Source organism: Streptomyces sp. NPDC101776 (assembly GCF_044766845.1).
Taxonomy (GTDB): Bacteria; Actinomycetota; Actinomycetes; order Streptomycetales; family Streptomycetaceae; genus Streptomyces.
The window spans coordinates 44,937-55,548 of record NZ_JBIWMV010000034.1; the positions used below are offsets into that span (position 1 = coordinate 44,937).

Consider the following 10,612-nt stretch of genomic DNA (forward strand, 5'->3'; position numbering starts at 1 on the left):
ACGGAAGGACGTTCATGCTCGACAACCGAGGCGACCTCGGCAGCGCCGGTGTCACCCGCAGACGGCTCCTCACGGGTGCGGTCGCGCTGGGCGGCGCCGCGCTGCTGTCCCGCCCACAGGGCGCGTACGCGGCCGACGGCGCCCTGTTCGACACCGCTCCCGCCGCGGCCGCACTGCGGCGGCTGCTTCCCGACCACCACCGGCAGATCACCATGCGGGTGGTCGACGACGACACCGACCGCTTCCGGGTCACCGGCCGGGCCGGGCACATCACGGTGACGGGCACCAGCACCGGCGTGCTGCTGACAGGCCTTCACACTTACCTGCGGCGGACCGCGCACGCCTCCGTCTCCTGGACCGGCGAGCAACTGAACCTGCCGCACACCCTGCCCGCACCCGCCGAGGAGATCACGGGAACGGCCAATGTGCCGCACCGATTCGCCTTCAACGACACCAACGAGGGCTACACCGGCGCCTACCGCGACTGGGACGCCTGGCAGCGCGAACTGGACGTGCTGGCCGTGCACGGAGTCAACCGGGTCCTCCTCTACATCGGCGGCGACGCGGTGTACTACGACACCTTCCGCCGCTTCGGTTACTCCGACGCCGCGCTGCGCGCCTGGATCCCGACCCCCGCCCACCAGCCCTGGTGGCTGCTGCAGAACATGTCGGGTTTCGGCGAACCGGTCTCCCGGCAGCTCATCGAGCGACGTGCCGCGCTCGCCGAGAAGATCGTCGACCGGGTCCGTGACCTGGGCATGACGCCGGTCCTGCCGGGCTACTACGGCACCGTCCCGGACGACTTCCCGGCCAAGCACGGCGGGGACGCCGCGGTGGTGGCGCAGGGTACCTGGGGCGCCTTCGAACGCCCCGACTGGCTCGACCCGCGCACCATCGCCTTCGACGACGTGGCCGCCGCTTTCTACCGGGCCCAGACGCAGCGGTTCGGTGCGAGCACGATGTACAAGATGGATCTGCTGCACGAAGGCGGCAACCCCGGCAACGTGCCGGTGGACGAGGCCGCCAGGGCCGTGGAGACGGCACTGCAGAAGGCCCACCCGGGGGCCGTCTGGGCGATCCTCGGCTGGCAGACCAACCCGTCCAAGGCGCTGCTCGATGGCGTCGACAAGAGCCGGATGCTGATCGTGGACGGCCTCTCGGACCGCTACACCACCGTCACCGACCGGGAGGGCGACTGGGGCGGCACGCCGTACGCCTTCGGCAGCATCTGGAACTTCGGCGGCCACACCCCGATGGGCGCCAACGCGCCGGACTGGGTGGAGCAGTACCCCAAGTGGCGTGACAGGGAGGGCAGTTCACTCGCCGGTATTGCGGCGATGCCGGAAGGCGCCGACAATAACGCGCCCGCCCTCGCCCTCCTCACCGACCTGGCCTGGACTCCCGGCACCGTCGATCTGGACGACTGGTTCGCCGCGTACGCCGTCTCCCGCTACGGCGGCCCCGACCGGCACGCCGCCGCGGCCTGGCAGACCATCCGCGACACCGCGTACAACATGTCCCGCGCGGACTCCTGGAGCGAGGCACCCGACGGCCTGTTCGGTGCCCGGCCGAGCCTGACGGCGAACAAGGCCGCCTCGTGGGGCCCGGAGAAGGACCGCTACGACACCACGGTCTTCGACCGAGCACTCACCGAACTCCTCGCCGTGCGCGCGGAGTTGAGGGACAGCTCGGCCTACCGGTACGACGTCGTCGACGTGGCCCGACAGGTCCTGTCCAACCGCAGCCGGGTCCTGCTGCCCCAGATCAAGGCAGCGTACGACGTCGGTGAGAAGGCCCTGTTCGGCAGGTTGGCCGGGGCCTGGCTGGGCTGGATGGACCTCCTCGACGACCTCCTCGGCGCCTCCGGGCAGCATCTGCTCGGGCGGTGGCTCGCCGACGCCCGCTCCTGGGGCGCCGACCGGGCCGAGAAGGACCGCCTGGAATACGACGTCCGCTCCCTCCTCACCACCTGGGGCGGACGCGCCAGCAGCGACGAGGGACTGCACGACTATGCGAACCGGGAGTGGTCCGGGCTGGTCGGCGGCCTGTACCGGACTCGCTGGAAGACGTACTTCGACGCGCTCGCCGCGGGTCTCGCCACGGGAAAGGACCCGGCGACGATCGACTGGTTCGCCGTGGAGGACCGCTGGGCGCACGGGAACGAGACGCACCCGACCGTGCCCCACGGTTCCCCGTACGCCCTGGCCCGCCACGTGCGCGACCTGCTCGCCGGCACTCCCCATCAGGCGGCCCTCGGCGCGGCGGCCGACCGGGGAACGGTGGCCGAGGGCAGGCCCGCAACAGTGACGGTCACCTTCACCAACAGGAACGGGTTCGCGACGGCACGTGACGTGACCCTCTCCGTCGCCGCCCCAGAGGGCCTGGCGGTGAAACCGCTCGATCCCGTCCACACGAGGTCGGTGGCCTCCGGCGAGAAGATCACCGCCCGTTTCGAGGTCTCACTGACCGGCAAGCCGACACATCTGCTCAGCCGGCTCGTCGCGGTGGCGGCGTACGCGGGCGGCGGGAAGGCGGTCGCGCCGCTCCGGTTGATGGCCGCGGCCGGGGTCGGAGACCCGTACCGCACGATCTCCTACAACGACGCCGTGTTCGGCCAGGCCGGCGACGAGCTCGCCGTCGAGGGTGCCGGGGCCGACCTGTGGGGCGCCACCGACGAGTTCGGGGCGGTGTACCGGGCGGGCGCATACGGCGACAGGACCGTGGCCGAGGTCACGGTCACGTCGCAGGACGCGACCGGGGGCTGGGCGCGGGCGGGCCTCGTCGTCCGCAACGACCTGGGCACCCAGGGGAGCGCGGGCTATGTGAACCTGGCGGTCACGCCGTCCAACGGCTGCGCACTGAGCTGGGACGCCGACGGCGACGGCCACTTCGACTCGATCGCACTGTCGGGCTCGTTCACCGCGCCGGTCCGGCTGCGGCTGACCAGGTCCGGCGCCTCGTACACCGGCCAGGCCAGCACGGACGGCCTGACCTGGACGACGGTGGGCACTGCCACTCCGGGAGGCACGGCCGCCGCACAGGACGTCGGGGTCTTCATGACCGCGGCCAACGGCTGGACCGGCACTCGGGGCACTGCCACGTTCGACGCGTTCACGGTGGCCTGATTCGATAATCCCCCGCCCCGTGTCCGTAGCCGCTGGTCAGGCAGCACCTTTCGTTTGGAGGGTGACTTGGTGGCCGAGTTGGTTGAGCCGACTCACCAGGCGTCGGGTCTGCCTGGCCCGGCCGGTGAGTTCGAGGAAGTGGTGACCGGTGAGATCGGCGTATGCGGTGTCATGGGTGAACATGTGCCGGGCCCGGTCCCAGGACGTAGCGCGATCGGAGCTTCGGAGTCGCTTCCGTCGCCCCACGCTTCCACATGTCGGCGGGCAGCTGATGACGCCCGTTGAAAACGGTTCTGGCCGCAGTTCCGTGAATGCCCAGGTCAGGGGCGGCATGCAAGAACGTTCCCCTGTGGGGCATCCTGCGCATGAGGGTCGAATCGCTCGCTGATGTTCTGTTCGCCGGTTTCGATGTGCGGTTGACGCGCGTCACCGAGGACGCCGAGGTGCTGGTCGTCGAGGCGGTCGCGTGCGGGCCGCCACCACGTTGTCCGGGGTGCAACTCGCAGGCGTCGAGGGTGCGTTCGTCGTACGAGCGGGGCCTGGCGGGGCTGCCGGTGAACGGGCGGAGGCTGACCGTGCGGTTACAGGTCCGGCGGTTCTTCTGCGACCGCGGCCGGTGTCCGAGGCGGACGTTCGTCGAGCAGGTTGCTCAGCTCAGCGAGCGGTACCGCCGCTCCAGCCTCGGACTGAAGCAGTGGCAGCACGCGGTCGCTGTCGAGCTCGGTGGTCGTCCCGGTCAACGGCTGTGTCGGCGGCTGCGGTTGAAGGCGGGCCGGACGCGGCTGCTGGGCCTGCTCACGGAGCCGGCCGTCCCGGAACGGGCGCCGCGCGTGCTCGGTGTTGATGATTTCGCCTTCCGGAAGGGGAAGCGGTACGGCACCTTGCTCGTCGACGTCGAATCCGGCCGCGTTGTCGATGTCCTGTCCGACCACGAGTGCGACACCTTCGCCGCCCGGCTCACCGCGCATCCCGGCGCCGAGATCATTTGCAGGGACCGTGCCATCGCTTACAGCAGAGCGATCAAGGAGGCCGCGCCGGACGCCCTGGAGGTCGCCGACCGGTGGCACCTGTTGCAGAACCTCGGCGCGGCCGTGGAGAAGACCTGTCATCAACACCGCTCCTGCCTGCGGAAACATGCCGAGGAGGAGACCTCGCTGCCGTCACCGCCGGCCTCACCCTGGAATGGAGTTCCGGCGTCGTCGAGGGCAGCGTGAACAGCGTAAAAACGATCAAGAGGAGCATGTACAACCGGGCATCCTTCCGGCTCCTCCGGATCCGCATCCTCACCCGACCATGAGCTTCACGGAACTGCGGCCAGAACCCCCAACAGGGCCACCACTCGGCCTGGGCTGCAGAGGACTCCGAGCGGTTCCACAAGGCGATACTCAGGCCGTGGGGACGATGCAGGGCATGTTGGAAGCGGCCGAGAGCCTCCGGCACGAGGGCCAGGAGATGTCCTTCGTCAGTGACCCAGCGACGTTGGCTCGATTCGGCAAGTTCCCTGAGCTGAGGGGGTGTTACCGGGGTGCGCAGGGATTGCGCGGCTGTGGTGGCGGTCTGCCGGGCGAGGAGTCGTAGGCGCCGCACCCCTGTCCGGGAGGCCAGACGGCGCAATTGATGGGCGGCTTGCGGCGTGTTCTTGGCCTGAAGGAGCGGTGGAATGGATCGGATCAGCTCACCGAAGTGGTCCTCGCCAACCCACCCGGAGGGCAGGGGCGGGTCCAGAGCTTCCGATGCCACGGGCCGGGCGAGCGCGAGGTACAGCTCGGCGAGGGCTTCCTCGGTCAGGCTGGTTAGAGGGCGTCTGAAAAGCCTGCCCAGCGGGCAAGTTGCCTGGTAGCGGGGTGGCGTCGCACTTTCGGGGGCTGGGGTGTGCGGGCTGCGTACCCGTTACTCGACGGATCTGTCCGATGCGGAGTGGGCGATCCTCCGTCCGTTGGTTCCGGCAGTCAAGTCCGGTGGTCGGCCGGCGAAACACACCCGGAGGGAGATCCTCAAGGCGCTGGCGTACTGGCTGCGGGCCGGCTGTGCCTGGAGACTGCTGCCGTATGACCTGCCGCCATGACAGACGGTCTATCACTACTGGCGGCGATGGCAGCAAGAAGGCGTGCGAGAGCAGATGTTGACGGCGTTGCACGAACGCGAACGGGTACAGCTCGGCCGCGAACCCACCCCCAGCGCTGCCATCGTGGACAGTCAGAGCGTCCGGGCCAGTGAACGCGGTGGCCTGCACGGGTACGACGGCGGCAAGAAGGTCAGCGGCGTCAAGCGTCACCTGCTCGTCGACACCCGCGGCACCGTCCTGGTCACCTGCGTGAGCCCGGCCAACGTCGGCGACCGCGACGGTGCCGCGGTGCTGTTCTCCCGGGCCGCCGACGCCTTTCCACGCCTGCAACACCTGTGGGCGGACCAGGGCTACCGCGGCGCCGACTTCCACAGCTGGGCCCGAGAAGCCACCGGCATCACCGTGGAGGTCGTGCAGCACCGCGACGGTGGATTCCGCTCGACCTGGGCGAAAGTAGGGGCACCGCCACCGGCACTGCCCCTCTTCGCGGTGGTCCCGCGGCGTTGGGTGGCTGAGCGGACGTTCGCCTGGCTGGGACGGTGCCGCCGCCTGTCGAAGGACTACGAGTACCTGCATGTCTAGACCTCGTCGCCGGCCACCCATGCGGGCTGGTGGCCGGCATCCAGAAACCGGGTGATCATGCGTGCGGCCAACTCCGGCTTGGTGGCCATGACGGTCTCCTCGGCCAGACCTGCAGCGCGGCAGCGTTCGGGATCCGAGGTCCAGGAACGAGGGACATACAGTTCCCGGTCGACCGCAGCGTGGCCGTGCTGACCTGCGTAAATCATGTAGACGGCGACTTGGGCATTCTCGATGCGTCCGGCTGTGCCCGTGTACTGGCGCTGGACGCCGACGGTGCGGATCCCCTTCTTCAGGTCTCCGGTCTCATCGACCACCAGTACGGCGTCGGGGTCATGTAGGTGCTCGACCACGTACTCCCGTATGTCGTCACGGACTACATCGGCGTCCCAGGAAGCCCGGCACAACAAGTGCTGCATCTCGTGCGGGCTCGCCTCGCCAACCCATTCGGCGATCGTCCAGCAGTTCTTGCGGGGCAGGTCCGACAACAGGCCCAGGATCAGCCTCCGCGCACGCCGACGGGGTTCGACTCGCGCGAACCGGCCCGCGATCCGACTCAAGACAGCCTCGAAAGACTGCCGCCAATGGACGGGATCTATGCTGTGGCCCGCGGCCACCGTCTCTTCGTTAGTCCACACACCTCACGATGATCAACGGTGGCCGCTTCCCCTACGGGACTGGCCGGCCGCTCAGCCACCGAGGGCAGCAGGATCGGCGGTCTGAGCTGAATGAGGATGGAGCGCAGTGCAGGTCGCCGGAGTCGACATCTACGTGAACCACGCCGTGCTGCACCTGGGGGCAACCGATTGGGTTCCCCTCTCCCTCGCCTTGGCAGAGGCACCCGCAGCCAGCTGCGATACCCACGTAGCGGTTCGGGTGCGGCCGCAGACGGGACTCGTCAAAGTACGTCTCTTCGTGCAGCCGCAGTCTGAGGATCCCGAAGGGGCCGACCCCGCGTTCATCACGGTCTTCGACGGGTCCCTGCTACTGCCTGACGGCCGCATTACTGTCGGCGACGTGGAGCAACTGACCCGCTTCGTATATCGAGTGGGAGACCGCGGCGAGTTCAGAGTGCGAGTCACAGTGGACTCTCCAGGCGCGGACGCTCGTGCCATCGACGTCACGATCGTCCGAAGCGTCATCTGACAACCCAAGACGGCCAGTCGGTGCAAGCGGGCTGGGTGGTCAGCCGCCTCCACCAGCAAGATCGCGATCTACAGCTGGAGCACTAGGCGCGATTTCTTGATCTTCGAATTAACGACCGTGAGGGTCATCCCGATCAACACGCACACTGTTCCAGCCAATAGAGGGAACAGCGGAAATGCACCCCCACCGCTCACTCCTATAAAGATACCGAGTGCGCCTGCCAGATAGAGCACGGCCACAAAAATTCCCACGCGCGAGATTGCGCTCATCGTCGTCATTCCACTTCAGCGCCCCAACTGGTCTCCCCGGTCCAGCCGGGGCTCCCCCTGCCCATGCCCGCGGCGGGCCCCATACCAGGCCCCCGCGAGACCGGGTTGCTCCCCCAGCTCGACTCTGTCGGGGCGGCACCACCGATCATCCATGGTGGTGCCGCCGTGGTTCGCGGACCAGTAGGGCCGAAACCGTCCGAACGTCCTATCTACGCGAGGCGGGGCCGGACCCGTCCGTAGCCTCAGGATAATTTCGCCGGCATCTACGAACTCCTTGCTCTCGCCATCCCCTCGCTATGGCGATCAGAGCGAGTGCGGCAATGAGCGCGAGAACCACGTACGCCGCCACTGGATAGTGCTTTATCGCTCCGCCCAGGCCCACGAGCACGCACATTACAAGACTGACAGTGCCCCACCGGATTCTGCGAGCGCCATACATCTGCATAGTCGTCCTCCTTCGCCTGATCAGAGAAGCCCGACGAGGGCCGCGCCTATACCGGCAGTTACCCCCCAGATCGCACAGGACTCCAGGTCATCGCTTGCTGATCCACCGCCGAGAGCAGTTGCAACGGCTCCACCGGCACAGCCGCCGGCTATCGGATTCCCCGTTGCACCACCAACGGCGACACCTGCGGCCCCGCCACCAGAGCTCCTCACCCTGGCCGGCACGCCTGTCACCAACGTCCGCACCCTGCTCATCTCGCTCGCCACCGCCCACGCAGCCGCCGACACCGACACCAGGTAGGAGGCCCCGCGATGACTTCCCCGGTGGACGCCGCGACGGCTGTCGGCGGCACTGTCGGCTTGGTCGCCTGCATCCCGACGCCAGTGACGGCGTCGGGGAAGTCGGTTGTCATGGAGGTCGGCGTCCCCATGCGCGGTTCATCCTGTAATTGCACTGGTGGAAGGTATTCGTGAATGCCGACGAGGGGCCGCAGGCTGCTCCGCTTCTATGCGGCCGAACTTCGATTCCAGGCCAGGGACCTGCTCAGGGCTGCGCTTGCTTCGTGTACCTGAGAGTGAGGAAGAGTCCTGTCCACCTGACGGCAGCGAAGACAACCAGTACCCAGCCTGCGCCGTTACCCATGATCGCGAGTGCCACTCCGGCGATCACCAGGACTGCTGATGCGATTGACGACCAGACGTAGAACATGCGCGACTTACCTTGCTGTTCCGCAGATGGACCAAGCTCGCCCACGGTTGAATCTCCCTGCGCTGAGAAGCTGTGGCGGGCGGCTGTGACGCCGCCCGCCGCTGTATCCGTTATCCGCCTATCAGGTTCGAGACTCCTGTGCTGGCCCCTGTCGGCGTACACGTGAACGTCCCCACCCGCGTACGGATGAAAAGGGACGGTTGTTGATGCGTTGAGACCTGCTGCTCGGCACTCTGCTGCTTGGTCGGTGAGAGGCGGCGGAAGGCGGTCGACGGTGGTCTTGGATCCGCAACGTTGGTTGGAACTGAGGCGCTTCCGGAGTCTGTTGGAATCTGGGGCGATCAGCCTGTCGGAGGTGGCCCGGGAGACCGGGCTGGACCGCAAGACGGTGCGTAAGTATCTGTCTGCGCCGGGTCCGGTGACCCCACCGCGGCGGTCGCCGAGCGGGCGGTCGAAGGCGAGGGTGATCGACGAGTTCGCGCCGTTGGTCGACTCGATGCTGCGGGCGGAGATCTTGATGAAGGCCGCGGTGATCCACGGGCGGTTGGCCGCGGAGTACGGGTTCACCGGCAACTACCAGCGTGTCAAGCTCTACGTTCAGGACGCCCGGCCTCGCATCGCCGGGGAACTCGGCATCACGCCGAAGGAACTCGCCGGCATGCACCGCCGCTTCGAGGTGATCCCCGGCGCTCAGGCCCAGGTGGACTGGGGCGACGAGGGCAAGGTCCTCGCCCACATGGGAATCCCGAAGGTCTACTCCTTCCACATGACGCTGTCGTACTCGCGCGACCCGTTCTGCTGCTTCACCACCAGCCAGGACCTGCAGAGCTTCTTCGACTGCCATCGCCGGGCCTTTGCCCACTTCGGCGGCGTCCCGATGGCGATCGTTTACGACCGCACGAAGACCGTCGTCCGCAGGCATGTCGCTCCGGGCGAGGCGGTCCCGCTGCATCCGGAAGCGGTCGGGTTCGCCGGCCATTACGACTTCGATATCGACGTCCTGGCCGCTTACCGGCCCACCGGCAAGGGACGCGTCGAACGGCAGGTCCTCATCGTCCGTGACCACGTCCTGTCCGGCCGGTCTTTCTCCTCCGTCGAGGAGATGGACGCCGCCTTCGCCGCCTGGGTGCCGCGGCGCAGGGCTCAGGCCCACAGGACTCACCAGCAGATCATTGGCGAGCGGGCCGCCCGCGATCACGTGGCCCTCAAACCGCTGCCGGAAACTCCGTATCTGGTGGCCGAACGGCATCTGCGGCCGGTCGGCAAGGACTGCCTGGTCGCCTTCGGCGGCAATCTCTACTCGGTGCCCGCACGCAGGGTCCGACCGCGTCAACTGGTGGAGATCCGGGCCACGAAATCGCAGGTCATGCTGCATTCCACCATCGCGGACGCCGACGGCGAGACGCTGCTGGCCACCCATCTGCGGGCGGTTGGCCGCGGCACCCGCGTTGTCGAAGAAGCCCACTGGAACGGTCTGCCCACCGGCAAGGGCCGCCGGACCACCACCGGCGATGTCCTGCCACGGCCTCGCCATGAGCCTTCTCGGGGCGAGGAGACAGGGCCTCTGCAGGCCCTGCTGAACCGCACCGCGGCCACCCGCATCGAGGTCGGCCGCCGTCCGCTGTCCGTCTATGACGAGCTGACCGGAACCCGCCCCTTCACCACCCGTCCGAGCACGAGGGAAACGTCCTGAGCGAGCTGGTCTCCACCCGCATCCGCAACACGGCCGGAAAGCTCGGCCTGCCCCACCTGGCCGAAACGATCAACGAGTACACCCGGCGGGCCGACGAGGGCAAGATGGGCTACCTCGACTTCCTCGACCTGGTGCTGTCCGAGGAGCTCGCCGTCCGCGACGACCGCCGCTTCCGCCAGGGCCTGCGGCTCTCCCGGCTGCCCCACCACAAGACGCTCGACGAGTACGACTTCTCCTTCCAGCCTGACCTCGACCCGCGCAAGGTCAAGGACCTGGCCACCCTCTCGTTCGTCGACGGCAAGGCGAACGCCGCTCTGCTCGGGCCGCCCGGGGTCGGCAAGACACACATCGCCGTCGCTCTCGCGGTCGCGGCCTGCCGGGCCGGCTACTCGATCTACTTCACCAGCCTCGACGACATGGTCCGCAATCTCAAAACCGCCGAGGCTGCCGGGCGTCTGATGAACAAGCCCGGCACCTACCTGCGGCCCCAGGGCTGTTCCAAAGTCCTGCCGGGTGGGTGAAGTTGCTGGTCACGGGGTCATGCCGAGGAGGTGCAGGGGACGGGTGAAGGGTTCGTAGGAC

Annotated in this window: 6 protein-coding genes and 3 pseudogenes; 7 read left to right on the top strand and 2 right to left on the bottom strand. The window is 68.0% G+C overall.

The features are described from left to right. The first annotated feature begins 14 nt into the window (after positions 1-14). Positions 15-3,125: an alpha-N-acetylglucosaminidase TIM-barrel domain-containing protein gene (locus ACIRRY_RS49060; protein WP_403986755.1), complete on the top strand. Its 3,111-nt coding sequence runs from the start codon at positions 15-17 to the stop codon at positions 3,123-3,125. Positions 3,126-3,161: 36 nt separating this feature from the next. On the opposite strand, the gene ACIRRY_RS49065 is transcribed toward ACIRRY_RS49060, so the two are convergent. Next, positions 3,162-3,308 (bottom strand): hypothetical protein, encoded by a 147-nt coding sequence (locus ACIRRY_RS49065; protein ID WP_403986758.1) that lies wholly within the window; start codon positions 3,306-3,308, stop codon positions 3,162-3,164. 182 nt (positions 3,309-3,490) lie between these two features. Here ACIRRY_RS49065 and ACIRRY_RS49070 point away from each other — a divergent pair, with 182 nt between their 5' ends. From ACIRRY_RS49070 to ACIRRY_RS49080, 3 genes and pseudogenes are all read left to right on the top strand, one after another. Then, complete coding sequence (locus ACIRRY_RS49070) at positions 3,491-4,339, top strand: ISL3 family transposase (RefSeq protein WP_403986761.1); 849 nt, start codon at positions 3,491-3,493, stop codon at positions 4,337-4,339. A gap of 656 nt (positions 4,340-4,995) precedes the next feature. Then, positions 4,996-5,190 carry a transposase gene (locus ACIRRY_RS49075; RefSeq protein ID WP_403986764.1) on the top strand — a complete coding sequence of 65 codons (195 nt, stop codon included), beginning with the start codon at positions 4,996-4,998 and terminating at the stop codon, positions 5,188-5,190. Between the two features lie 12 nt (positions 5,191-5,202). Further along, a pseudogene (locus ACIRRY_RS49080) lies at positions 5,203-5,772 on the top strand (IS5 family transposase); the annotation flags it as partial. Here ACIRRY_RS49080 and ACIRRY_RS49085 read toward each other — a convergent pair. After that, positions 5,772-6,329 (bottom strand): annotated as a pseudogene (locus ACIRRY_RS49085) (IS701 family transposase); the annotation flags it as partial. The pseudogenes ACIRRY_RS49080 and ACIRRY_RS49085 overlap by 1 nt on opposite strands. A gap of 184 nt (positions 6,330-6,513) precedes the next feature. On the opposite strand from ACIRRY_RS49085, the gene ACIRRY_RS49090 reads away from it, so the two are divergent. The 3 genes and pseudogenes from ACIRRY_RS49090 to ACIRRY_RS49100 all read left to right on the top strand — a co-directional run. After that, positions 6,514-6,915: a hypothetical protein gene (locus ACIRRY_RS49090; RefSeq protein ID WP_403986767.1), complete on the top strand. Its 402-nt coding sequence runs from the start codon at positions 6,514-6,516 to the stop codon at positions 6,913-6,915. Positions 6,916-8,611: 1,696 nt separating this feature from the next. Then, the gene (istA, locus tag ACIRRY_RS49095; protein WP_403986770.1) at positions 8,612-10,030 is read left to right on the top strand and encodes an IS21 family transposase; all 1,419 of its coding nucleotides are present in this window, start codon (positions 8,612-8,614) and stop codon (positions 10,028-10,030) included. Beyond that, positions 10,027-10,518, top strand: a pseudogene (locus ACIRRY_RS49100) (ATP-binding protein); the annotation flags it as partial. The gene istA and the pseudogene ACIRRY_RS49100, both read left to right, overlap by 4 nt. Between the last annotated feature and the right edge of the window lie 94 nt (positions 10,519-10,612).

Coding starts and splice junctions, on each gene's coding strand:
- ACIRRY_RS49060 (WP_403986755.1), top strand. CDS start 15: ATGCTCGACAACCGAGGCGACCTCGGCAGCGCCGGTGTCACCCGCAGA.
- ACIRRY_RS49065 (WP_403986758.1), bottom strand. CDS start 3,308: ATGTTCACCCATGACACCGCATACGCCGATCTCACCGGTCACCACTTC.
- ACIRRY_RS49070 (WP_403986761.1), top strand. CDS start 3,491: ATGAGGGTCGAATCGCTCGCTGATGTTCTGTTCGCCGGTTTCGATGTG.